The 24,030-nt window shown below is 57.6% G+C and carries 17 protein-coding genes and 3 pseudogenes; 12 read left to right on the top strand and 8 right to left on the bottom strand.

Features of this window, described 5'->3' with window-relative positions; translation table 11 throughout:
• Positions 1-23: 23 nt before the first annotated feature.
• The 8 genes and pseudogenes from dprA to rpmG form a co-directional block, all read left to right on the top strand.
• Positions 24-912, top strand: a pseudogene (gene dprA, locus QE408_RS14490) (DNA-processing protein DprA); the annotation flags it as partial.
• Between the two features lie 86 nt (positions 913-998).
• Positions 999-1,181, top strand: a pseudogene (locus QE408_RS23020) (DNA-processing protein DprA); the annotation flags it as partial.
• 243 nt (positions 1,182-1,424) lie between these two features.
• On the top strand, positions 1,425-4,115 hold the full coding sequence (topA, locus tag QE408_RS14485; RefSeq protein ID WP_306932312.1) for a type I DNA topoisomerase: 2,691 nt from the start codon (positions 1,425-1,427) through the stop codon (positions 4,113-4,115).
• Positions 4,112-6,466, top strand: a complete 2,355-nt coding sequence (rnr, locus tag QE408_RS14480; RefSeq protein WP_306932309.1) for a ribonuclease R — start codon at positions 4,112-4,114, stop codon at positions 6,464-6,466. Before topA ends, rnr begins: the two co-directional genes overlap by 4 nt.
• Positions 6,467-6,538: 72 nt before the next feature.
• Complete coding sequence (locus QE408_RS14475; RefSeq protein WP_306932307.1) at positions 6,539-6,973, top strand: DUF983 domain-containing protein; 435 nt, start codon at positions 6,539-6,541, stop codon at positions 6,971-6,973.
• Positions 6,933-7,658, top strand: coding sequence for an NUDIX hydrolase (locus tag QE408_RS14470; RefSeq protein ID WP_373465552.1), 726 nt, complete (start codon positions 6,933-6,935; stop codon positions 7,656-7,658). The genes QE408_RS14475 and QE408_RS14470 overlap by 41 nt, the downstream gene beginning before the upstream one ends.
• 9 nt (positions 7,659-7,667) lie before the next feature.
• Positions 7,668-8,840, top strand: a complete 1,173-nt coding sequence (locus QE408_RS14465; RefSeq protein WP_306932305.1) for an MFS transporter — start codon at positions 7,668-7,670, stop codon at positions 8,838-8,840.
• A gap of 89 nt (positions 8,841-8,929) precedes the next feature.
• On the top strand, positions 8,930-9,097 hold the full coding sequence (gene rpmG, locus QE408_RS14460) for a 50S ribosomal protein L33 (RefSeq protein WP_003496403.1): 168 nt from the start codon (positions 8,930-8,932) through the stop codon (positions 9,095-9,097).
• Positions 9,098-9,756: 659 nt separating this feature from the next.
• Here the strand turns inward: rpmG and QE408_RS14455 are convergent.
• Positions 9,757-11,124, bottom strand: a complete 1,368-nt coding sequence (locus tag QE408_RS14455) for a PleD family two-component system response regulator (RefSeq protein WP_306932239.1) — start codon at positions 11,122-11,124, stop codon at positions 9,757-9,759.
• An 18-nt stretch (positions 11,125-11,142) separates the two neighbouring features.
• A complete protein-coding gene (locus QE408_RS14450) occupies positions 11,143-11,514 on the bottom strand; it encodes a response regulator (protein ID WP_062425520.1) in 372 nt (123 codons plus the stop codon).
• 129 nt (positions 11,515-11,643) lie between these two features.
• Here QE408_RS14450 and QE408_RS14445 point away from each other — a divergent pair, with 129 nt between their 5' ends.
• The 4 genes and pseudogenes from QE408_RS14445 (at position 11,644) to QE408_RS14430 (ending at position 15,134) form a co-directional block, all read left to right on the top strand.
• Positions 11,644-11,952: a DUF3572 domain-containing protein gene (locus QE408_RS14445; RefSeq protein WP_373465551.1), complete on the top strand. Its 309-nt coding sequence runs from the start codon at positions 11,644-11,646 to the stop codon at positions 11,950-11,952.
• A gap of 91 nt (positions 11,953-12,043) precedes the next feature.
• Positions 12,044-13,318 (top strand): annotated as a pseudogene (locus QE408_RS14440) (DNA polymerase IV).
• Positions 13,319-13,467: 149 nt separating this feature from the next.
• The gene (locus tag QE408_RS14435) at positions 13,468-14,688 is read left to right on the top strand and encodes a L,D-transpeptidase family protein (protein WP_306932235.1); all 1,221 of its coding nucleotides are present in this window, start codon (positions 13,468-13,470) and stop codon (positions 14,686-14,688) included.
• A 155-nt stretch (positions 14,689-14,843) separates the two neighbouring features.
• Positions 14,844-15,134, top strand: a complete 291-nt coding sequence (locus tag QE408_RS14430; RefSeq protein WP_306932233.1) for a hypothetical protein — start codon at positions 14,844-14,846, stop codon at positions 15,132-15,134.
• A gap of 142 nt (positions 15,135-15,276) precedes the next feature.
• Here the strand turns inward: QE408_RS14430 and dnaE are convergent, their stop codons facing one another.
• From dnaE to mce, 6 genes are all read right to left on the bottom strand, one after another.
• A complete protein-coding gene (gene dnaE, locus QE408_RS14425; protein WP_306932231.1) occupies positions 15,277-18,774 on the bottom strand; it encodes a DNA polymerase III subunit alpha in 3,498 nt (1,165 codons plus the stop codon).
• Positions 18,775-19,236: 462 nt separating this feature from the next.
• Positions 19,237-19,920: an ABC transporter ATP-binding protein gene (locus QE408_RS14420; RefSeq protein ID WP_306932229.1), complete on the bottom strand. Its 684-nt coding sequence runs from the start codon at positions 19,918-19,920 to the stop codon at positions 19,237-19,239.
• 15 nt (positions 19,921-19,935) lie between these two features.
• Positions 19,936-21,243, bottom strand: a complete 1,308-nt coding sequence (locus QE408_RS14415; RefSeq protein ID WP_306932227.1) for a lipoprotein-releasing ABC transporter permease subunit — start codon at positions 21,241-21,243, stop codon at positions 19,936-19,938.
• 20 nt (positions 21,244-21,263) lie between these two features.
• The gene (proS, locus tag QE408_RS14410) at positions 21,264-22,586 is read right to left on the bottom strand and encodes a proline--tRNA ligase (protein WP_306932225.1); all 1,323 of its coding nucleotides are present in this window, start codon (positions 22,584-22,586) and stop codon (positions 21,264-21,266) included.
• Between the two features lie 599 nt (positions 22,587-23,185).
• Positions 23,186-23,455 carry a DUF1467 family protein gene (locus QE408_RS14405; protein WP_306932223.1) on the bottom strand — a complete coding sequence of 90 codons (270 nt, stop codon included), beginning with the start codon at positions 23,453-23,455 and terminating at the stop codon, positions 23,186-23,188.
• Positions 23,456-23,576: 121 nt separating this feature from the next.
• The gene (gene mce, locus QE408_RS14400) at positions 23,577-23,981 is read right to left on the bottom strand and encodes a methylmalonyl-CoA epimerase (RefSeq protein ID WP_306934809.1); all 405 of its coding nucleotides are present in this window, start codon (positions 23,979-23,981) and stop codon (positions 23,577-23,579) included.
• Between the last annotated feature and the right edge of the window lie 49 nt (positions 23,982-24,030).

Raw genomic sequence — 24,030 nt, 5'->3', positions numbered from 1 at the left:
GTCTCGGGGGGCTGGGGGCAGATATGTCGCGTGAGGAAGAAGCGAAACGCGGCATCGTCCTGACGGAACGTCAAAAGCTTTCATGGCTGCGGCTGATCCGCAGCGACAATATCGGCCCGGTGACCTTCCGCGATCTGATCAATCAGTTCGGCAGTGCTGACGCGGCACTGGAAGCCCTGCCCGACCTTTCCCGTCGTGGCGGTTCAGTACGCAGCCCACGCATCGCGACACCTGCTCAGGCCGAGCGCGAGATGGAAACCGCAACACGATTTGGCGCACGCTTCGTCGGCATCGGCGAGCCGGACTACCCGCCCGCGCTGCTCGAGATCGACGGTGCGCCGCCCTTGATCGCGATAAAGGGCTCCGGTGCTACGGCTATCCGCCCGTCTCTTGGAATCGTCGGCTCCCGCAACGCCTCCATCAATGGTGCGAAGTTTGCAGCGATGTTGGCACGACAATGCGGACAGGCGGGATACACCATCGCCTCCGGTCTCGCCCGCGGCATCGACGCGGCCGCTCACGCCGCCAGCCTTTCGACCGGCACCGTCGCCATGCTGGCAGGCGGTCTCGACAAGCCCTATCCGCCTGAAAACTTCCGCTTGCTGGATGACATCTACGCCAATGGTGGCGCCACCATCAGCGAGATGCCCTTTGGCTGGGAGCCGCGTGCCAGAGACTTTCCGCGGCGCAACAGGTTGATTGCCGGCGTGTCCCTCGGCGTGCTGATCGTTGAGGCGGCTGAGCGCTCCGGCTCTCTCATCACCGCGCGGCTGGCTGGAGATTTTGGGCGTCTCGTCTTCGCGGTGCCCGGCTCACCACTTGACTCTCGCTGTCACGGCACCAACCGGTTGATCAAGGACGGTGCAACGCTGGTGACGGAAGCGGCGGATATTCTCGATGCGCTCTCGCCGATGATGGAGCCGAGCTTCGATCTGCCGCACGTGGCGAGAGACGGCACAGAGGATCAGCCCATCTCTCAAAGCGCAGGCCACCACGCCGGAGATAAGGAGCGCGCCATCCTCGCTGAGGCACTCGGCCCCTCGCCTGTCGAGACCGACGACATTATCCGCCACACCGGCCTGCCCGCGTCGACCGTCTATCTGCTGCTTCTTGAACTCGACATTGCTGGCAAATTGAACCGGCATTCGGGCGGACGCATTTCCATGATCATGGCTGAGTGAGAGGTCGAAGCGCTAATGACAGGCAGCTTCTGATCACGTTCCAGCGACACAATTTCACCTATCTGCAATTGTTTCATCCTGACGGAAATTCCAGAGGTTGCATATAGGCGTGAAGACAGAAAAACGGGCTCTCCCCCTTGACCGGAACGCATTACCTGTCCATGTCGAAATAAAAGGAAGGCGTTGTTGCGTGCGGAATCAGCGACGATGCCGGTTAACGGACATGTTTCCAGAGAAAAAAATATGAATGTCGTCGTCGTAGAGTCTCCGGCAAAAGCCAAGACGATCAACAAGTATCTTGGCCCCGGCTATAAGGTTCTTGCATCGTTCGGCCACGTTCGGGATCTTCCCGCCAAGGATGGTTCGGTTCTTCCCGACCAGGATTTCGAAATGTCCTGGGAGGTCGATCCTGCCTCACAGAAACGCATGAAGGATATTGCCGATGCCGTGAAGGCATCCGATGGACTGTTTCTGGCGACCGACCCTGATCGCGAGGGAGAAGCGATTTCCTGGCACGTTCTCGATCTTCTCAAAAAGAAGAAGGTTCTGGGCGACAAGCCGGTGAAGCGCGTGGTGTTCAACGCCATCACCAAGAAGGCTGTTCTGGATGCGATGGCCGAGCCGCGTGACATCGACATTCCTCTCGTCGATGCTTACCTTGCCCGCCGGGCGCTCGATTATCTGGTCGGCTTCAATCTCTCGCCGGTTCTCTGGCGCAAGCTGCCGGGTGCGCGCTCCGCTGGACGCGTCCAGTCCGTGGCGCTTCGCCTGGTCTGCGACCGCGAATCCGAGATCGAACGTTTCGTCTCGGAAGAATACTGGAATATCTCTGCGCTTCTGAAGACACCGCGCGGTGACGAGTTCGAAGCCAAGCTCGTTTCGGCCGATGGCAAGCGCCTACAGGGCAAGTCTATCAAGACCGGCGACGACGCGACCCGGCTAAAGACATTGCTCGAAGGCGCAAGCTATGTTGTCGACACGGTCGAAGCAAAGCCGGTCAAGCGTAATCCTGGCCCGCCCTTCACAACGTCCACGCTCCAGCAGGCCGCGTCTTCGCGCCTTGGCTTCTCCGCTTCGCGCACCATGCAGGTAGCGCAGAGGCTTTATGAAGGTATCGATATCGGCGGTGAGACCGTGGGTCTCATTACCTATATGCGTACCGATGGTGTGCAGATGGCGCCGGAAGCGATCGATGCTGCTCGACGCGCCATCGGCGAGCAGTTTGGCGACCGCTATGTGCCGGAGAAGGCACGTTTCTATTCCACCAAGGCCAAGAATGCCCAGGAAGCGCACGAAGCCATCCGTCCGACGGACTTCAACCGCTCGCCGGACAAGGTGAAGCGTTACCTCGATTCCGATCAGCTTCGCCTTTACGATCTGGTCTGGAAGCGCGGCATTGCAAGCCAGATGGCCTCTGCCGAGATCGAACGCACGACGGTTGAAATCCTTGCCGATAACAAGGGCGAGAAGGCTGGCCTTCGCGCCGTCGGCTCGGTCATCCGTTTCGATGGCTTCATTGCCGCCTATACTGACCAGAAGGAAGATGGCGAGCAGAGCGACGACAGCGAAGACGGCGGACGTCTGCCGCAGATCAATGCCCGCGAAAATCTCGCCAAGCAGAAGATCAATGCCAGCCAGCACTTCACCGAACCGCCACCGCGCTATTCGGAAGCATCGCTGATCAAGAAGATGGAAGAACTCGGCATCGGCCGTCCCTCCACCTATGCCGCGACACTGAAGACGCTTAGCGACCGCGAATATATCGTCGTCGATAAGCGCAAGCTGATCCCGCACTCGCGCGGTCGGCTGGTGACGGCTTTTCTTGAGAGCTTCTTCACCCGCTATGTGGAGTATGATTTCACCGCCGATCTGGAAGAAAAGCTCGACCGCATTTCCGCAGGCGAACTCGACTGGAAGCAGGTTCTGCGCGACTTCTGGAAGGACTTCTTCGCTCAGATCGAAGATACCAAGGAACTGCGCGTCACCAACGTTCTTGACGCGCTGAACGAGGTGCTTGCACCGCTCGTCTTCCCCAAGCGTGAGGACGGTTCCGATCCCCGCATCTGCCAGGTCTGCGGCACCGGCAACCTGTCGCTGAAGCTCGGCAAATATGGCGCTTTCGTCGGCTGCTCGAACTATCCGGAGTGCAACTACACCCGCCAACTGACCTCGGATGGTGCGGAAGCCGAAGCCGCAGCGCTGAACGAGCCGAAGGCACTTGGTGCCGATCCGATGACGGGCGAAGAATTGACGCTTCGCTCCGGTCGTTTCGGACCCTATATCCAGCGTGGCGACGGCAAGGAAGCGAAACGCGCATCCCTGCCCAAGGGCTGGAAGCCGGAAGAGATCGATCATGAAAAGGCGCTGGCGCTGATCAACCTGCCGCGCGACATCGGCAAGCACCCTGAAACCGGCAAGATGATTTCTGCCGGCATCGGCCGCTATGGTCCGTTCCTGATGCATGATGGCGGTTATGCCAATCTGGAGAGTGTAGAAGACGTGTTCTCCATCGGCCTCAACCGTGCGGTGACCGTCATTGCGGAAAAGAAGGCAGCGCCGGGCCGTGGCCGCGCATCGACGCCAGCCGCGCTGAAGACACTGGGCGACCACCCTGATGGTGGCGTGATCACGGTTCGCGATGGCCGCTTTGGCCCCTATGTGAACTGGGGCAAGGTCAATGCCACGATCCCCAAGGCACAGTCTCCCGATGCTGTGACACTGGACGAGGCGCTGGTGCTGATTGCCGAACGCATTGCCAAGACCGGCGGCAAGCCGGTGAAGGCGAAGAAGGCTCCGGCGAAGAAAAAGGCCGAAGGCGATGCAGACGCCAAGCCCGCAAAGGCGAAAGCGGCAAGCAAGACCAAGGCGGCCGCCAAGCCGAAAGCGGCGGCAATGCCCAAGACAGCAGCAAAAACCAAGAAGGCAGCATCGTGAGCAAAGCACCGCGTCAGAAACAGAATTCCGCCAATGACGGTTTCGGACGCACCGCCCGCTCAAAGCGTGTGAATGAAGGCGAAGGCATCATCCATGGGGAAGTGCCTCCGCGCGACGTGCTGCTGAAGTTCATTGCCGAACATCCGCAACAGGCCTCCAAGCGAGAAATCGCCAAGGCTTTTGGCCTGAAGGGCGATAGCCGCGTGGTGCTAAAAGCACTGCTGAAGGAACTTGAAGTTGACGGCATGGTGCAGAAGAACCGTAAGTCGCTGATGCGACCCGGCGGACTGCCGCCTGTGACGGTTCTCGACATTACCACGCGCGACAAGGATGGCGAGTTGATCGGCCGCCCAGCAGAATGGCCGGAAGACCAAGGTGCAGCACCCGCTGTCCTTATCCGTCAGTCGTCACAAGACCGCGGCAAAAAAGGCCCCGCGGCCGGTTTGAATGACCGTGTGCTCGCCAAAATTTTTCCCTCCAAGGATCGGTTCGGACCGGCCTATACCGCCCGCGTCATCAAAATTATCGATCGCCGACAGGGCGCGTTGATTGGCGTTTTCAAAGAACAGCCTGGCGGCGGCGGACGTCTGATGCCGGTGGACCGGCGCGGCGAAGAACTGGTGATCGATCCCGACGGTGTCGGCGATGCCAAGGATGGCGACCTGATCGAGGTGGAAGTCTCGCGCAACAGCGGACGCTATGGCCTGAAGCGCGCCAAGGTTCTGTCCGTGATCGGATCGGTGGCGTCGGAAAAAGCCATTTCGATGATCGCGATCTATGCCCATGGCATTCCGCATATCTTCCCGCAGAATGTTTTGGCGGAAGCGGATGCGGCAAAACCTGCCACCATGGCGCATCGGGAGGACTGGCGCGATCTGCCGCTGATCACCATCGACCCGGCTGATGCCAAGGACCACGACGATGCGGTCTATGCCGAGCCTGATCCGTCGCCCGATAATCCCGATGGCGTGATCGTCACCGTGGCGATTGCCGATGTCTCCTATTATGTGCGCTCTGGCGCGCCGCTCGATCGTGAAGCGCTGAAGCGCGGCAACTCTGTCTACTTTCCAGATCGCGTCGTGCCGATGCTTCCGGAGCGGATTTCCAACGATCTCTGCTCGTTGAAGGAAGGTGTCGATCGGCCAGCGCTCGCGGTGCGCATGGTGTTTTCCAAGGAAGGCCGCAAGGCATCGCACACCTTCCATCGCATCATGATGAAGAGTGCGGCCAAGCTTTCCTATCAGCAGGCGCAGGCGGCGATCGATGGCAAGCCGGATGACAAGACCGGCCCGATGCTGGAGCCGATCCTGAAGCCGCTCTGGCATGCCTATGAGGTGATGAAACGCGGCCGCGATCGTCGCCAGCCGCTTGAACTCGACATGCCGGAACGCAAGATCGTGCTGCGAAGCGATGGCACCGTCGACAAGGTCATCATTCCCGAACGCCTCGATGCCCACAAGCTGATCGAGGAAATGATGATCCAGGCGAACGTTTCCGCCGCTGAGACGCTGGAAAAGAAGAAGCAACCGCTGGTCTATCGCGTTCACGATGCCCCCACGCTTGCCAAGCAGGAGACGCTGCGCGAATTCCTCGCGACACTGGGCATCACCATGGCCAAGGGTGGTCAGGTGCGTGCCAACTCCTTCAACGGCATTCTGGCGCGCGCGGAAGATACGCCCCACCAGATCATGGTCAATGAGATGGTGTTGCGCTCCCAGAGCCAGGCAATCTACAGCCCCGAGAATATCGGGCACTTCGGCCTGAACCTGATGAAGTACGCCCACTTCACCTCGCCCATTCGCCGCTATGCCGATCTGATCGTGCATCGCGCGCTCGTTGGCTCGCTGGGACTTGGCGAAGGCGGGATCACGCCACAGGAAGAAGCCACGCTTGACGATATCGCCGCTGAGATTTCGACCTTCGAGCGGCGCGCCATGGCAGCCGAGCGCGACACCATCAACCGTCTGATCGCTCACCATCTTTCCGAACGCGTAGGCGAGGAATTCGAAGGCAGGGTCGGCGGTGTCACCAAGGCGGGACTATTTGTCGCGCTTCCGCAGTTTGGTGCGGACGGCTTCGTTCCTATATCTACGATAGGGACCGATTATTTCATCTATGACGAAGCGCATCAGGCACTGACGGGTGAGAAGACCGGCCTCGGCTTCCAGCTTGGCGATACCGTTCAGGTTCGTCTGGCAGAAGCCGTTCCGCTGGCAGGTGCGCTTCGCTTCGAGATGTTGAGCGAAGGGCGAAAGATGCCCGCAGGAACACGATCCTTCCACAAGACGGCGCGCCGGGGTGGAGGGCGCACGGCGACACCGGGAACGAGACCGCCGCGCAGGAAACGCTGAAGCATTCTCTAAGCTCAGTCCAGCAAGACTTGGCCGAGGCGCCTCAGTGCAGCAATCCTTGGAGGAATGGGCATGAGCGAGATCCAGACAGTGCAATATGGCGGCGAGAAGCAGGAGCGACCGCTGGGTCGCTCGATCATGCGCGGCATCTCATGCCGATGCCCGGCCTGCGGCAGCGGCCGGTTGTTCAAGGCCTGGCTTAAGCCCGTGGACCAATGCGCCGCCTGCGGCGAGGATCTGCATCATCAACGCTCCGACGATCTTCCACCCTATATCTCGATCATGATCCTCGGCCACGTGGCGGTCGGAGGCTTCATGATGACGGACCTGATCCTCATGGTGCCGATGTGGGTGCATTTCGCGATCTGGGTGCCGATCACGATACTGGTGGCGTTATTGACCATCCAGCCGATCAAAGGTGGCGTCATTGGCCTGCAATGGGCACTGAGGATGCATGGCTTCAGCAATGAGCCCGAAAAGACGCAGATCGACGGATCGTCCCACTGACAGGCGACCAACCGCTTTGCCTGCTGAATCGCAAACTGAAAAATCGCCCTATCTGCGTCCGAGGGATGCGGCCTGTCTGATTCTGGTCGATCGCACGGACGGCTCTCCGCGTGTGCTCGTGGGCAAGCGCAGCAGCGGACACGTCTTCATGCCGGATGTCTATGTCTTTCCGGGTGGCCGGCGTGACCCACGCGATCACGCCCTGCCCTTCTGCGCCGACCTCAATCCTCTCGTTATCGACAAACTCAGGCGCTCTGCTTCGCGTGCCATGACGGTTGCCGGAGCGCGGGCCTTGGCGCTGGCGGCTGTGCGCGAGTTGCAGGAGGAGACGGGGCTTTGCTTTGGAACCGGGTGTGAACAACAGGGACCAGATCTCTCGGCTCTACGTTATGTGGCGCGCGCGATCACGCCGCCGGGGCGCGTCAGGCGATTCGATACACGATTCTTTTTGTGCTTCACCGACGACGTCGGCATTGAGCCGGCCAATATTGAAGATTCTGCAGAGTTGCAGAACCTTCAATGGCTTGACATTCGCGACAGTTCCGGTGTGAACATGGCGGCGATTACACGGATGGTTCTCGAAGATGTCACAAACTTCATGATAGGTGATCAGCCACTACAATTTGAAAGCCGGGTGCGACTTTACTTCGAGCGTCGCGGCACATTCATTCGCGGCTTTCTGTAAAAGGTCTCCATGTCACATCCCAACTGCGACGCCGACAATATTCACTGGCCATCGCTTATTGCCGCCATATCTGCTATCAGCGCCGTGGGCATCGCTATCGGCCTCGGATTGCCGCTCTTGAGCCTCATTCTGGAGCGCCGCGGTATTTCGTCGAGCATGATCGGATTGAACTCGGCCATGGCCGGTGTTGCCGCCATGATTGCAGCGCCCATCACCAGTAAACTTGCGCATGACTTCGGCGTGGCGCGCACCATGTTGACAGCCGTGGTCATCTCGTCGGTCAGCGCCTTGGGCTTTTACTATGCCGCTGATTTCTGGATGTGGTTTCCGCTCAGAATCGTCTTTCATGGCGCAACGACGACGCTCTTCATCCTGTCGGAGTTCTGGATCAATGCCGCAGCGCCGCCACGCAAACGCGGACTCGTGCTCGGGGTGTATGCGACAGGGCTCGCCGTCGGCTTTGCAGTCGGACCGCTCCTCTTTTCCACTGTGGGAAGTGAAGGCATCACACCGTTTCTCGTCGGCTGCGGCATCATCCTCCTGGCTGCAATTCCGATTTTTCTGGCGCGCAAGGAAAGCCCGGCGCTGGATGAGAAACCTGCCCACCATTTTGTACGCTATATCTGGCTGGTGCCCATGGCCTCTGCTGCCGCCTTCGTTTTCGGCGCGGTACAGGCTGGTGGTCTCTCGCTCTTCCCGATCTATGCCACACGTGAAGGCTTTAATGAATCGCAGGCAGCGCTTCTCCTGACCGTCATGGCAATTGGCAACATGACCTTCCAGATCCCGATCGGCCTGCTCTCCGACCGTATCACCAATCGCCGTCTGCTGCTCGGCTTGATGGCCTTTATCGGTCTTTGCGGTACGCTTGCGCTACCACTGCTCGTCAACAACTGGATTTTGGTGGCCGTCCTGCTGCTGCTCTGGGGCGGCCTCGTCTCGGGCATGTATACCGTCGGCCTCACCCATCTCGGTTCGCGACTCACCGGTTCGGATCTTGTCGCGGCCAATGCAGCCTTCATATTCTGTTATGCGACAGGCACGATTGCCGGCCCGCAGACCGTGGGCATCGCTATGGATATCTCCGGAAGCAACGGCTTTGCCTGGGCATTGGCGCTGTTTTTCGGCTTCTATGTCGTTCTTTCCATTGGGCGTTCGGTTTTCGGTTCAAAACAGACTTGACTTTTCAGGCGCGATCCGTAGTTTCGCGCCAGATTTAGCCGGGATCGAACAGGTCCGCGGCTCACTTACTTGTTAAAGGCAGGACGACCATGGCGAAAGCTACAACAATCAAGATCAAGCTGCTGTCGACGGCCGACACAGGTACTTTCTACGTCACCACGAAGAACAGCCGTACCTTCACGGATAAGATGACGAAGACCAAGTACGACCCGGTCGTTCGCAAGCACGTTGAATTCAAGGAAACCAAGATCAAGTAATCATCTTGATCTTATCCTTAAAGAACGCGCCCTAGAGGCGCGTTTTTTGTTTTGGGGTCGTCGTTCGATGCGAAGCCTTTGCCGAGGCTTAATGCATGGTCCAAGCAAAAGTGTGCAGCGGTTGGCGATAAGGACACGCGATCACACAAGACCTGAAGCGTGAGGAGCGAACCTACAAAATCGCGACACGCTTTATGTGCGCCCAATGAGTCTTAGGATTCATACTAAAACGCCTCACGCAAAGCTGCATGGGAGGACACTGATAACATTGGAGATGTTGACGTGGGGTCGGCCGGGATAACCACGACAGCACGAGGAACCATCTATTGGCATCGCCGGCCGACCGACCCCAAGACCCAGGAGATGCGGCGGACCTGAGCATCAAGGGGTATTGCATGCACGGACCCCTAAAAATAGAACCGCGCGAACTGTTAAAGTTCTATTGCCTCATATCGAATGATATATTGGCCTAAAGTTATTTCTATGAACAAAGTTTCGCTCAACCCGATCGAAAGTTCAACACTTTATTAAGGCCCAACGATTCTTGCTTTAAAATATGGTTAAGTGTGCCACGCCGGCACACTGGCTCAGAACCGAGCATTCCTGCAATAACACGGGGCGAACGAGGCTCTCTAACCGGTTCGTCGGTTCAACTCTACTCAGGCGGCGGAAGCAACGACGCGATTGCGCCCGCTTCTCTTTGCCTCATAAAGCGCACGATCTGCCTGGCGCATCAATTGCTCTGGGCTTTCGACGCCCGCTGCATTCGAAGCGATGCCAAGAGACGCGGTGATCTTTAAAGACTGGCCGGAGCGAAGTAAGAACGCAGTGCCCTCGATCATTGAGCGCAGGGACTCGGCCACCACCGAGGCAGTCTCCACCGATGTGTCCGGCATTACCACCACGAACTCTTCCCCACCGTAGCGGCAGGCGAGATCCGCACCGCGTACGGTGGAACGCAACCGGGCGGCAAATTCCTGCAGCACCTCGTCGCCGGCCTCATGGCCGTAAAGATCGTTGACCTGCTTGAAGCGATCGATATCCGTCATGCAAACGGAAAGGTGGCGGCCTCGAAGTGCCGCACGGTTGAACAAGGTCTTCAGGTGAAGATCCAGATAGCGGCGATTATTGAGCCCGGTGAGCCCATCGATAACCGCGAGCTCCATGGTCTGCGCGAGGTTCTCACGCAGCCGGTCATTGAAGCGCTTGCGCTTGATCTGGGACAGCGTGCGTGCCACCAATTCATTCGGATCGATCGGACGAATGATGTAATCATTGACCCCAAGATCGAGCGCCCGAACGACCATCGCATCGTCGTTCTGCTCGGTAATGATCAGGAGTGGCAGGAACCGCGTCCTTTCCAGCGAGCGCAATTGCGAACAAAGCCTCAGTGGGTCGAAGTCGTCGAAGTTGGAATTGATGATGACGAGGTCGTAGGCATTCTCCGCCGCCTCGAAAATCACAGTTGCCGGATCGCTCCAGGCCACAACCTCGCCCACCGGCTTCAGCGCCTTGACGATCCGCTCCTGTGAACTCGCTCTCCCATCGACAAGAAGAATGCGGCCAGGTTTTTCGATATGGCCGTCGACACCGATCGATTCCTGGATGCCGATGGTTTCTGCGGTCATCATCCGCCCGCGCAACTCGTCGCTCATGGTCTTGAGACGCGCGAGGCTTTTGACCCTCGAAATAAGTTGCAGATCGTTGACGGGTTTCGTCAGGAAGTCATCCGCGCCAGCCTTTAATCCGCGCACGCGATCGGTCGGCTGATCCAGTGCCGTTACCATAACGACGGGAATATGCGCCGTCACCGGGTTGGCCTTCAGCCGCTCGCAGACCTCGAAGCCATCCATTTCCGGCATCATGATATCGAGAAGAATGACATCGACCTGGCCCTCCGCGCAGATTGCGAGCGCATCACGGCCATTGTCGGCGCAGACGACGTCGAAGTATTCAGCCAGCAAACGCGCTTCGAGAAACTTTACATTGGCTACAATGTCGTCGACGACCAGGATTCTAGCAGTCATTCGGTCGCCCCTATTGCTTCAAGCATCGCCTAAATAAGTCTTGATCGTCTCAATAAACTTCGGAACAGAAATTGGCTTAGAAACATAGGCCTCGCAGCCGCCTTGACGAATGCGCTCCTCGTCTCCCTTCATAGCAAAAGCTGTCACAGCAATCACGGGAATCACATGAAGTTCATCATCTTCCTTGAGCCATCTCGTGACTTCAAGTCCTGATACTTCCGGTAATTGAATATCCATAAGAATAAGATCGGGCCTATGCTTACGAGCAAGCTCCAGTGCTTCCATACCATTGCGTGTCTGTATGGTCGTGTAACCGGATGCCTCGATCAGATCACGAAAGAGCTTCATGTTCAGCTCGTTGTCTTCAACTATCATGACCTGCTTGGGCATGGCGGCAGTCCTTGTTACGCTTTGAAACCGTCCAGCTGACATATAAGGTGCCGAAGAACCGATTCCATTATCCCCTGCCGAGGGAGGCTAAAGCGATTTGGTTGAAAAATAGGTAACTTCCGGCAATAAATGCGGCGTGAGATGAAATACGGCAAACCCATCGTCAAAGACCCCGAAGAAACCGTTGCCGCCATTCTTGGATGGTTGGCAAACGAACCGGATATTCTCGCCCGTTTTCTTGCGCTCTCCGGGCTGCAGCCCAACATGCTGCGTGCGGCAATACAGGACCCCGGCTTTCTGGCGGGGTTGACTGATTTCGTCATGAACCACGAGCCGGACCTCATGGCGTTTTGTGAAGCCTCCGGGTTCAAGCCGGAAGATGTGCAAGCGGCCTGGCACAAATATTCCGGTCCTGGTCTCGATTCCGGCGTCTACTGAGATGTGGAGCGCCAAGGCGTGCTCTTGAGCAACTTCCGATTCACGACTATGGTCGAGGCCGTTCTCTTTTTGTTTCTTGGCCAAGGCTTCGATGTCGAACGACCATCCCGGTTTCTGTCGTGATTGTCTGGCTGGCCAGCCGGAGGGATTGAAACGTTGCCGTCAATGCGGCAGCCCCCGCCTCCTTTACCATGATGAACTCTACGATCTCAGCATCGCCCATATCGATTGCGATGCCTTTTACGCCTCGGTGGAAAAGCGCGACAATCCGGACCTGATCGACAAGCCGTTGATTATCGGCGGTGGGTAACGCGGGGTCGTCTCGACGGCATGCTACATAGCCCGCATCCATGGCGTTCGCTCCGCCATGCCGATGTTCAAGGCGCTCGAAGCCTGTCCTGACGCCGTGATCATCAAGCCGAATATGGAGAAGTACAGCCAAGTCGGGCGGCAGGTTCGAGCCATGATGCAGGATTTGACGCCATTGGTGCAGCCGATTTCGATCGATGAGGCCTTCCTTGATCTCTCCGGTACCGAGCGACTGCATCACGATCCGCCAGCGCGTGTGCTTGCACAATTCGCTCGCCGGGTGGAAAAGGAAATCGGGATCACTGTGTCTGTCGGGCTCTCCTATTGCAAGTTTCTGGCAAAGGTCGCATCCGACCTGCAAAAGCCGCGGGGCTTCTCTGTAATCGGTGAAAAGGAGGCTAACGGTTTTCTTGCAACGCGTTCTGTCACCACCATCTGGGGCGTCGGCAAGGCCTTTGCGGCCACGCTGGAAGCCGACGGCATCCGCATGATTTCCCAGTTGCAGGAGATGGAGGAAACGGACCTCATGCGCCGTTATGGCACGATGGGGCAGCGTCTCTATCGGCTCGCACGCGGCATTGATGACCGTGAGGTTCACACCAACGATCCGGCAAAAAGCGTTTCCGCCGAGACGACCTTCTTCAACGACATCTCGCACTATGACGAACTCGTGCCGATCTTGCGCTCCCTGTCCGAGAAGGTCGCCTGGAGACTGAAGAAGAATGCCACCGCGGGACAGACGGTCGTGCTGAAGATGAAGAGCGCGGATTTCAAGTCGCGCACCCGCAACAAGCGGCTGGAAGATCCAACGCAACTGGCCGACCGAATTTTCAGGACAGGACTTTCGCTTCTGGAGCGAGAAACGGATGGCACGAAATTCCGCCTGATCGGGATTGGCGTCACCGATCTATGCGATCCAGCCCAGGCCGATCCTCCCGATCTTGTGGACAAGACGGCGGGCAGACGAGCTGCGGCGGAAGCGGCCATGGACAAGCTGAGAGAAAAGTTCGGCAAGGGCACGGTGGAAACCGGCTACACATTCGGCGCGAAAAAATGAGCTGTCACACGGCTTCGTGACCGCATTTAAAAACTTCCTTAAATAGCCAAGCCTATGCTTGGCCCTCTGACTGGCGCGGTCTCAAGCGCCGTAAGTCTCCCTTGCCGGATCTTCGGAGGCGGCATGTTGTGTATCGCGTTGGAGCAAACATGATGTTGCGTAGCTTTGTGGGAGCCTGTCTCCTGTCCACCTCCGTTCTCGTGCAATCGGCAATCGCCGGTGATGCGCGCAGCCTGCAGGTCGTCGTCTCGAAGAACGACCAGTCGCTGTCCCTTTACGAAGACGGAGAGGTCGTCGCCACATCGAGGGTCTCCACCGGCAAGGCCGGTCATGAGACGCCAAGCGGCATCTTCTCGATCTTGGATAAGCGCAAGTATCATGAGTCAAACATCTATTCTGCGGCTCCCATGCCGTTCATGCAGCGGCTGACATGGTCTGGCGTCGCCCTGCATGAGGGCAATGTCCCGAACTACCCTGCCTCGCATGGCTGCATTCGCCTGCCCTCTAAATTTGCAAAGTCGCTCTACGGAATGACGAGCCGTGGCGTTCACGTCATCATCTCCAGTGCGGATGTCTCTCTGCAACGCATCGACCATCCTACCCTTCTTCAGCCGAAGGCAGCCGATGAAGGCCGCCTGCTTTCCGATGTCGAAATGCGGCCCGCCAGCTTCGATGCATCGCTGAAGCTGGTTGAAGTCGCGATCAATGAGAAGACCAGTTCCGTGCACGCCAAGGCCACATCCAGGGCAACGGGAGCGCCATTGCGAATTCTGATCACGCGGCGTGGCGAACGGGAAAAAATCATGGACGCACAGCGCCTCCTGACCAGCATCGGATTCGATGCAGGTATCGCCGATGGCTATGCGGGGCAGATGACCATCAACGCCGTGAACGGCTACAAGCGCTGGAAGGGTCTCAAGACCACCGGCCCCCTCATGACCGACGCGTTCCTGGACGCGCTCTATGCATCGACAGGCGCAGACGCGCCGCCAAATGGCCAGCTTATGGTGCGACAGAATTTCAAGCCGCTCTTTGAGGCACCGATCCATATCAAAGACCCACAGGTGGCGCTCGGTACACACTTCTTCGAAGTCATCGACATCGAAGGCGAGAAAGCGGAATGGAACGGCCTGACGCTGGAAAACCACCTCCCGGCTGCAGCACGGAAGCGTCTCGGTATCGATGTGGCGGATGCCCCAGGTGGCTACGATCAATTGCGTGCGGTGCTTGATCGTATCGACATTCCAGCAGAGGTTCGTGGACGACTTGAGGAGCAACTCGCCGTCGGAAGTTCGATCACGGTCTCCGATCTGAGCCATGGCTTGGAGACCGGTCAAGGCACCGACTTCGTCACCATCACCCGCGACTGAGGCTTCGATATCGAAATCAGCGCTTATATCTAAGCATCGCGCCTATCGAGGATCGATACCGACTTCGGGCCGACGATACCGGCGCGGCCGCGCAAGGAACAACTGCGCCGCGTTAACGTTTAAAGGCTCATCAAGCTTGTTTGGGGAGCCTGCCTATGAACGTGAAATATCTTGGCGCCGCTGTCGTCGCGCTTGCCTGTGTGTCTGCTGCTGAAGCACCGAAAAATTACAGTGTCTATGGTGGCCCGGCCGTCGAGAGCGACCCCGTCATCCTGAACGTGTTCGATCACGCACTTGCAAGATGCAGCGTCGAGGCCAGTGTGCCACCGCGCGGCACCACCTTCACCAGTTCCTATTATTACAATGCCGCTGTGCGCGCGTGCCTCTCACGCCACGGTTTCATTGACAACGGCGCTTACGCTTATCCGGCTAATAGCCTGTTCTGACTGTAGCCCTCGCGGCATTCACGCGGGTATTTAAGGCTTGGCTGAGGGGTCGTGATTTGAGCACCCAATCTATTTTCGGGTGAATCGGACTCTCAAATATCCCTTATGATACCCTCTAACGAACAGAGTCGAGAAGCTTTGCCTACACCAGTTCAACATCGATGACACCAGGAGCGGTCCGAAGGGCCGCTGCGATCTCCGGCGAGATGCGATACTTCTCCGTGAGTTCCACTTCAATCTCACGCTGGCCTTCGTCCTTGATAACGACGAAATAGACCGAGCCATCGCCCTTGGCATTCAGATGTCGCGCAACAGTTTTCAGAGGACCGGAATCGCGGACATAGACGCGCAGCGCCTTCTGCATTTGAACGGATTTCTCCTCGAGCGACTGGGCTGTCTGGATGCGCAGACCAATGCCTTCAGGCCGCTCTTCCGCTTGGACCGTAATCACCAGTGACTTGCCGACTTCGAGCAGGTCGCGATATTGGCCGAGCCCTTCCGAAAACAGCACGGCCTCATACTGGCCCGACGCATCCGAGAAGGTCACGATCCCCATCTTGTTACCGGTGCGGGTTTTGCGCTCCTGCTTGCCGGTGACCGTGCCAGCCAGGCGCCCAACAGTTGCCCCCTGTTTCACCGCTGCGGAGAAATCAGCAATGTTCTGAACGCGGAGCTTGTCGAGTACGGCGCGATAGGTATCGAGCGGATGGGCGGTGAGATAGAAGCCCAGCACCTGATATTCTCTCAGCAACTTTTCCGAGGCGAGCCAAGGCTGATAGGCGGGCAACACGAGCTTCTCCGGGCCAGTCGCTGCACCCGAACCGAACATGTCGTGCTGGCCGGTGACGCGGCTTTCCTGCGCACGCTGGGAATATCCGATAATGCGGTCGAGGCCGCCGATCAGCTCGGCGCGGTCCCTGCCGAAGCAATCGAAAGCACCGGCATTGATCAGGCTTTCCAGAACGCGGCGGTTGATCTGCTTCGGATCGATCCGCTGGCAGAAATCCTCAAGGCTTGCGAAAGGTTTATCGCCGCGAACCTCAACGATGTGATCGACCGCGCCTTCGCCGACGCCCTTCAAGGCGGCCAGCGAATAATAGATTCGGTTTTCGCCGGTTTCGAAACGGCGGAAGGATGTCTGAACAGAAGGCGCGACGATCTCGATACCGAGGCGTGCCGCATCCTGGCGGAAGTCGTTGACCTTTTCGGTGTTCGCCATATCTAGCGTCATAGACGCGGCGAGGAATTCCACCGGGTAATGCGCCTTCATATAGGCGGTCTGGTAGGAAACGATGGCGTAGGCAGCAGCGTGCGACTTGTTGAAGCCGTAATTGGCGAACTTGGCGAGAAGATCGAAGATCGTGTCGGCCTGCGCCTTGGACACATTGTTACGGATCGCGCCTTCCACGAAGCGCTCGCGCTGCTTATCCATTTCCTCCTTGATCTTCTTACCCATGGCGCGGCGCAGAAGATCGGCTTCGCCGAGCGAATAGCCGGAGAGGACCTGGGCGATCTGCATCACCTGTTCCTGATAGACGATAACGCCCTGCGTCTCCTTCAGGAGGTGGTCGATCGTCGGATGGATCGACTCGATTTCCTCCTCGCCATGCTTTCTGGCGTTATAGACCGGGATGTTCTCCATCGGACCCGGACGATACAGCGCCACCAGCGCGATAATGTCCTCGATGCAGTCGGGACGCATGCCGATCAGCGCCTTGCGCATGCCGGCACTTTCCACCTGGAAGACGCCGATGGTTTCGCCACGCGATAGCATCTCGTAGGTCTTTTGATCGTCCAGCGGAATGGCCGCAAGATCGACATGGATTCCGCGCTTGGCGACGAAATCGACAGCGACCTTCAGCACTGTCAGAGTTTTGAGGCCCAGGAAGTCGAACTTGACCAGACCCGCGCTTTCCACCCACTTCATGTTGAACTGGGTCACCGGCATGTCGGAGCGCGGATCGCGATACATCGGGACCAGCTTCGACAGAGGACGGTCGCCGATGACGATACCGGCGGCGTGTGTGGAGGCGTGGCGGTAAAGACCTTCGATCTTCTGGGCGATATCCAGGAGCCGCGCGACGACCGGTTCCTTGTCCGCCTCTTCCTGAAGACGTGGCTCTTCTTCGATCGCCTTGGAGAGCGGCGTCGGATTGGCCGGATTGTTCGGCACCAGCTTACAGATGCGGTCCACCTGACCGTAGGGCATTTCCAGCACACGACCGACATCGCGCAAGGCGGCACGTGCCTGGAGCGAACCGAAGGTGATGATCTGTGCGACCTGCTCGCGCCCGTACTTGCGCTGCACATAGCGGATCACCTCTTCGCGGCGATCCTGGCAGAAGTCGATATCGAAGTCCGGCATCGACACGCGTTCGGGATTGAGGAAGCGTTCGAAGAGCAACGAGAAGCGAAGCGGATCGACGTCTGTAATCGTCAGCGCATAGGCGACCAGCGATCCTGCACCCGAACCACGACCAGGGCCGACCGGAATATCATGCTGCTTTGCCCATTTGATGAAGTCGGCAACGATCAGGAAGTAGCCGGGAAACTTCATGCGCTCGATAACGCTGAGTTCGAAGTCCAGCCGATCGCGGTACTCCTGCTCGGTGTAGCCCGGGGCCATCCCAAGAGCGGCAAGGCGCATATCCAAACCTTCGACCGCCTGGCGGCGAAGCTCCAGCGACTCGGCGCGTTCGGCCTCTTCCGGATCGTCGCTGGCGCCGGTAAAGCGCGGGAGGATGGGGCCGCGTTTCTTCAAGACGTAAGAGCAGCGCTGGGCGATCTCGACCGTATTCTCAATGGCTTCGGGGATATCCTTGAAGAGCGCCACCATCTCATCCCGGCTCTTCAAATAGTGGTCCGGCGTTAAACGGAAACGGCTGTCATCCGAAACGATGGCGTTATGGGCCACGGCCATCAAAGCGTCGTGCGCTTCATAATCCGACTTCGAAGGGAAGAAGGCTTCGTTGGTAGCAACCAGCGGAATGTCATGCTCGTAAGCAAGGGCGATCATGCGGCGTTCATGCGCACGGTCGTAATTGCCTTGACGTTGCAATTCGATATAGAGCCGGTCGCCAAAAATGTCTCTCAGCGCAAGAAGCCGGCTTTTCGCCTGAGCCGCATGTCCCTCTTTTAGCGCCATATCGACAGGGCCGCCAGACGCACCGGTCAATGCGATCAATCCCGCATTGCTGGCCTCTTCCAGCCACGACTTGGCAATGTTCACCGCGTGACCACTGCCCTCGCCATCGAGATAGGCGCGGCTTATCAGATCGACGAGGCGCTCATAGCCCTCCGCATCTGCGGCAAGCAGAACGATGGACGGAAGCTTGGAAAGGTTGTTGCCGCCTCGCCTGTCTTCGACGGCATCCTGCATGTCGATGGAAAGCTGGCAACCAATGATCGGCTGCAGTCCTTCGTCCCGCGCCTTCTCCGAAAATTCCAGCGCAACGAAAAGATTGTTTGTATCGGTGATAGCGATGGCAGGCTGTGCATCGCCGACAGCCTTCGCCATGATCTTTTTGAGAGGAAGCGCCCCTTCGAGAAGGGAATAGGCGGAATGAACACGCAAGTGCACAAAGCCGGGAGATTTCAAGAGCACGCCTGAAAGGTTTCGCTCTTCAATATGATCGCCCATCGTGCTGCATTCCCGTCATTCTGAATCGGGCTGATTTTGATCCCTTCGAGCAGCAAAGTCCACTGGCAAAGGGTGACTGTGCACCGCTATCGCCGGGAGACCGAAGGGTCTAAAGTCACATAGATGTGAGGATCACAGAGAAGCTGGCAACGAAGACAGCGATTGAGGTGAAGGCGGCAAGGTCACGGATGAAATCGGTCATTTGTCTCTCCTTACTTTTTATGTTCCAACTTTGTTCTCATTTTGTTTCCGTGTCAACAGCTTTTTTGGGCTGGCCTATTGCCAACGTGAAGCGACTCAATCCGGTTCCTTGGTTTCGCCTCGAGCGAATCAACGCACAAACAAAACCCCGCCTGGCGGGCCAGACGGGGTAGATGGGGATAAGGGTACTTAAAACGCTGTGCGTTCTATGGACGCACAAGGAACCCTTTACATTTTTGGATCAAAGCATCGTGGGATCGATCAGAACTCGACGATCTTGCCTTCGGAAAGCGTCACGCGACGATCCATGCGTGCCGCCAGATCATGATTATGGGTCGCGATCAGGGCTGCAAGGCCGGACTGGCGCACCAGCGCTTCCAAGGCATCGAAAACGTAGGATGCGGTCTCTGGGTCGAGATTGCCGGTGGGTTCATCTGCCAGAAGCAGGAGCGGCGCATTGGCAACGGCTCTTGCGATTGCCACACGCTGCTGTTCACCGCCGGACAGTTCCGCCGGACGATGATCGCCTCGGTGGCCGATGCGCATATAATCCAGCAACGCCTTGGCACGCACCTGTGCCTCCTTGGGTGCGAGACCGGCGATCATCTGCGGCATCATGATATTCTCAAGCGCTGAGAACTCCGGAAGCAGATGGTGGAACTGATAAACGAAGCCGATATCGCTGCGACGGATCGAGGTGCGCTCCTCATCGGAGAGCGTGCCGCAGGGCTTGCCATTGACAAAGACCTCGCCCGCATCCGGATGTTCCAGAAGACCGGCCAGATGCAGCAGTGTCGATTTGCCCGTGCCGGAGGGTGCGACCAGTGCGACGATCTCACCGCTTCGCAATTCGAAATTCGCGTCCTTCAGAATGGAGAGGCTCGTTTCGCCCTGACCATAGGTCCGTTCCACGCCGGTAAGCTGTAAAGCCATTTTCTTTGCCATGGTGTGAAGCGGGTCCTATTCGTATCTCAGGGCCTGGACGGGATCGAGCTTCGACGCGCGCCAGGCGGGGAAGATCGTCGCCAAGAAGGACAGGGTCAGCGCCATGACGATGACGGTGATGGTTTCGCTTAGATCCATCTCCGCCGGAAGCTGGCTGAGGAAATAGAGCTGCGGATCAAAGAGAACGGTCCCGGTGATCCACGAGAAGAACTGGCGGATCGACTCCACATTCAGACAGACGAGAACGCCCAGCGCCACGCCTGCGAATGTACCGACGATACCGATCGCAGCCCCTGTCATGAAGAAGATGCGCATGACGGCGCCAGAGGTGGCACCCATGGTGCGCAGAATAGCGATATCGCTGCCCTTGTCCTTCACCAGCATGATGAGGCCGGAAATGATGTTGAGCGCCGCGACCAGAACGATCAGCGTCAGGATCATGAACATGACGTTGCGCTCGACCTGAAGCGCAGAGAAGAAGGTCTGGTTACGCTGTCGCCAGTCGGTGATATAGACCTGTCGGCCGGCAGCGGTCTCCACCAGCGGGCGAATGCCATCGACATTGTCCGGATGGCTGACGAAGAGCTCGATGGATTGGACGATGCCCTCGGAATTGAAATAAAGCTGCGCTTCCGAAAGCGGCATGTAGATCATCGACGCATCATATTCCGACATGCCGATCTCGAAGACCCCCGAAATCGGGTAGGACTTCACGCGCGGATTGACACCCATGGGCGTCACGTCACCCTCCGGTGAAATGAGGGTAATCTGATCTCCCACCGTCACGCCGAGCTGTGCGGCCAGCCTAGAGCCGACAAGAACACCCTGCCCCGACATAAAGCCAACGAGATCGCCAGCTTTGACGTTGGTCGATATTTCCTTGATCTTCTCGAGATCTTCAGGACGCACGCCCCGAACCAGCGCACCACTGCCCGCGCCATTGCGTCCGGATGCGAGCGTCTGACCCTCCACAAGTGGCAAGGCCATCGTCACGCCGGGAATGGCGCCAAACTTCTTGGCCAACTCGTCGTAATTGTTGAAGGGCTGATCGATCGGCTGAACGATCATGTGACCATTGATGCCGAGAATTCGGGAGATCAGTTCGGTGCGGAAACCGTTCATCACCGCCATGACGATGATGAGCGTCGCCACACCCAGCATGATGCCGACGAATGAGAAGCCTGCAATGACCGATATGAAGGCTTCCTTGCGGCGCGAACGCAGGTAGCGCCAGGCCACCATGCGTTCGAAAGCCGAAAATGGCCGCGCCGCCCCATCCTTCCCGGATGCAACCGCACCGTTGTCAGCCTCGGCTTTTGCCATGTCTACTCCTTGTCGGCTTTTCAGCCGAGAACCCTGTTCATTGCGGCTTCGACCGTGACGTTCTCACGCGCGCCGGTCTTGCGGTCCTTCACCTCGACTTCACCGGCAGCAATGCTGCGTGGGCCGACGACGATCTGCATAGGCACGCCGATGAGATCGGCCGTTGCGAACTTCTGACCTGCGCGGTCGTCCGTATCGTCATAGAGAACATCCTTGCCGGCGTTGGACAGCGAGTAATAGAGCTTCTCGCATGCCGCATCGCAGGCCGCGTCGCCAGCCTTCATGTTGATGATGACGACATCGAAAGGCGCAACCGAGGCAGGCCAGATGATTCCGTTCTCGTCATGCGAAGCTTCAATGATGGCGGGAACAAGGCGTGTCGGACCAATGCCATAGGATCCCATGTGGACAGGATGTTCCTTACCGTCCGGTCCCTGCACCTTGGCGCCCATCGGCTCGGAATATTTGGTGCCGAAGTAGAAGATGTGGCCGACTTCGATGCCGCGCGCGGAAAGGCGGTCGCCGTCAGGGATCGCGTTGAAAGCTGCTTCATCATGCATTTCAGAGGTCGCGGCATAGTCCGCAGTCCATGTATCGAAAATGCCCTGCAGAGCGGCAACGTCGTCGAAATTGGTGTCGTCGCCCGGAATGCCCTGCTCCAGGAAGCTCTTGTGGCAGAAGACCTCCGATTCGCCCGTATCGGCCAGAATGATGAATTCATGGCTGTGATTGCCGCCGATCGGGCCGGTATCGGCACGCATCGGAATGGCGCGAAGGCCAAGGCGCGAGAATGTGCGCAGATAGGCGGCGAACATCTTGTTATAGGAATGGATCGCGGCTTCCTTCGTCAGGTCGAAGGAATAGGCATCCTTCATCAGGAACTCGCGCGAGCGCATCGTACCGAAGCGCGGACGCACCTCGTCGCGGAACTTCAGCTGGATGTGATAGAGGTTCAGTGGCAGGTTTTTGTAGGACTTCACGTAGGAGCGGAAGATGTCGGTGATCATCTCCTCATTCGTCGGGCCGTACAGCATCTGACGGTCCTGGCGGTCCTTGATGCGCAGCATCTCCTTGCCGTAATCGTCATAACGGCCGCTTTCCTGCCAAAGCTCGGCCGATTGCAGCGTCGGCATCAGAAGCTCGATTGCGCCGGAACGGTCCTGCTCTTCGCGGATGATGCGGTTCACCTTGTCCATCACGCGCTTGCCAAGCGGCAGCCAGGAGTAGATGCCCTGGCTCTGCTGACGGATCATACCGGCACGCAGCATGAGGCGGTGAGAGACGATTTCAGCCTCCTTGGGATTTTCCTTCAGGATGGGCAAAAAATATCGGCTGAGACGCATGACGACTTCCTGAGTGCGACGACTCCACATCTACCGGGAATCGCCAGAATTAAAGGATATTTTGCCGGTACATAACCGTTTCTCTAACAGAAGGAAACCCGCAGCATCGGCTCTTCCAAAACCCCATTCACGTCCGCGTGAGAATAGGACATGCGTGACTGATCGGTTTCAGTAGAAATAATTTTGCGATGTGCCTGCGACATAATGTTCATGAGAAAATTTTTTGCTGACTGTAACAAAAATGCAAAAAACGTGGTGACAAAGTGGAATCTTTGGGCTAGTTTTAGCTCACAAAAGAGGCAGGAAGTTTAAATTTCTGCCGTCTTCGCGGTCAGTCTTGGGAGGATGAGATCTTAGGCGCGCTCTGTCGCAGCCCCGGAAACGGAAACGGATCACGCGAAACTGAAAAACAAGGCCTAACCGCCTTGTTTTTTTTTGCCCTGAAATTGGTTTTCTTTCAGTGAGTTGGCCGCTGACGCCTGACCAGATCTTTCCCATTCTATTGCTTAGGCGTGAATCGCGACGCACTGAAATGCAACATTCATGTGACAGAAGACGATGTCTTGCTTCGCTTTACGCGGCCCTTCCGCCAGATGACTTCAGTCGTAAACCGGTATGATACGGGGCAGATCGTCGAGGCTGACACCAAAGTACCAAGTGACCCCGTACCAGATTGCGCAGAGCAATATCGAGATCAGCGTGGTGACAATGAGGATTTTCACCCCTTGGAAACGAGCAGGCGCGCTCGCCACGGTTCCCAGCGCAACATCATCGTCATCCATCTGGGTTCTGAGCCCGATCGGCAGGACAACAAAAAGAACCGTCCACCAGACGATGAAAAAAACGGCAACAACCGATAGCCATTGCATGTGGAACCTCCCCGTATAGAATCGGCATTTCCTGCGTTCCGACGATCAGCGCAAAAGAAGATGGATCAGCCAGCCAGCAAGTCCTAAGCGAACATACGGTCTTTAGAAAGACGGCTTGCGATCAAATCTCTTCCAACTCAACCAGCGTGCCGCAGAAATCCTTCGGATGGAGGAAGAGCACAGGCTTTCCATGGGCACCGATCTTCGGCTCGCCATCGCCCAGAATGCGTGCCCCGGCGGCTTTCAAACTGTCCCGGGCCGAGATGATGTCCTCTACCTCGTAGCAGATATGATGCATGCCGCCGTACGGGTTCTTGTCCAGAAAAGCCGCGATAGGGGAGTCGCTATCCAATGGCTCGAGCAGTTCGACCTTGCTGTTAGGCAAATTGACGAAAACCACCCTCACCCCATGGTCTGGCAGGGTCTGCATTTGCGAGACCGCAGCGCCTAGTACGTCTCTGTACGTAGCAGTGGCCGCTACAAGGTCAGGCACGGCAATCGCAACGTGATTGATCCGTCCGAGCATGGTCATCCTCCCAAGTCCCTAGCCGAACTCATGCATGCGTCCCTAAAGC

Source organism: Agrobacterium larrymoorei, from assembly GCF_030819275.1.
Lineage (GTDB): Bacteria > Pseudomonadota > Alphaproteobacteria > Rhizobiales > Rhizobiaceae > Agrobacterium > Agrobacterium larrymoorei_B.
This window is presented reverse-complemented; position numbering and strand designations above follow the sequence as displayed.

Bases quoted from the DNA above. Each gene is read 5' to 3' on its own strand.
- topA (WP_306932312.1), top strand. From the start codon at position 1,425: ATGAATGTCGTCGTCGTAGAGTCTCCGGCAAAAGCCAAGACGATCAAC.
- QE408_RS14475 (WP_306932307.1), top strand. From the start codon at position 6,539: ATGAGCGAGATCCAGACAGTGCAATATGGCGGCGAGAAGCAGGAGCGA.
- QE408_RS14470 (WP_373465552.1), top strand. From the start codon at position 6,933: ATGAGCCCGAAAAGACGCAGATCGACGGATCGTCCCACTGACAGGCGA.
- QE408_RS14465 (WP_306932305.1), top strand. From the start codon at position 7,668: ATGTCACATCCCAACTGCGACGCCGACAATATTCACTGGCCATCGCTT.
- rpmG (WP_003496403.1), top strand. From the start codon at position 8,930: ATGGCGAAAGCTACAACAATCAAGATCAAGCTGCTGTCGACGGCCGAC.
- QE408_RS14455 (WP_306932239.1), bottom strand. From the start codon at position 11,124: ATGACTGCTAGAATCCTGGTCGTCGACGACATTGTAGCCAATGTAAAG.
- QE408_RS14450 (WP_062425520.1), bottom strand. From the start codon at position 11,514: ATGCCCAAGCAGGTCATGATAGTTGAAGACAACGAGCTGAACATGAAG.
- QE408_RS14445 (WP_373465551.1), top strand. From the start codon at position 11,644: ATGCGGCGTGAGATGAAATACGGCAAACCCATCGTCAAAGACCCCGAA.
- QE408_RS14435 (WP_306932235.1), top strand. From the start codon at position 13,468: ATGATGTTGCGTAGCTTTGTGGGAGCCTGTCTCCTGTCCACCTCCGTT.
- QE408_RS14430 (WP_306932233.1), top strand. From the start codon at position 14,844: ATGAACGTGAAATATCTTGGCGCCGCTGTCGTCGCGCTTGCCTGTGTG.
- dnaE (WP_306932231.1), bottom strand. From the start codon at position 18,774: ATGGGCGATCATATTGAAGAGCGAAACCTTTCAGGCGTGCTCTTGAAA.
- QE408_RS14420 (WP_306932229.1), bottom strand. From the start codon at position 19,920: ATGGCAAAGAAAATGGCTTTACAGCTTACCGGCGTGGAACGGACCTAT.
- QE408_RS14415 (WP_306932227.1), bottom strand. From the start codon at position 21,243: ATGGCAAAAGCCGAGGCTGACAACGGTGCGGTTGCATCCGGGAAGGAT.
- proS (WP_306932225.1), bottom strand. From the start codon at position 22,586: ATGCGTCTCAGCCGATATTTTTTGCCCATCCTGAAGGAAAATCCCAAG.
- QE408_RS14405 (WP_306932223.1), bottom strand. From the start codon at position 23,455: ATGCAATGGCTATCGGTTGTTGCCGTTTTTTTCATCGTCTGGTGGACG.
- mce (WP_306934809.1), bottom strand. From the start codon at position 23,981: ATGCTCGGACGGATCAATCACGTTGCGATTGCCGTGCCTGACCTTGTA.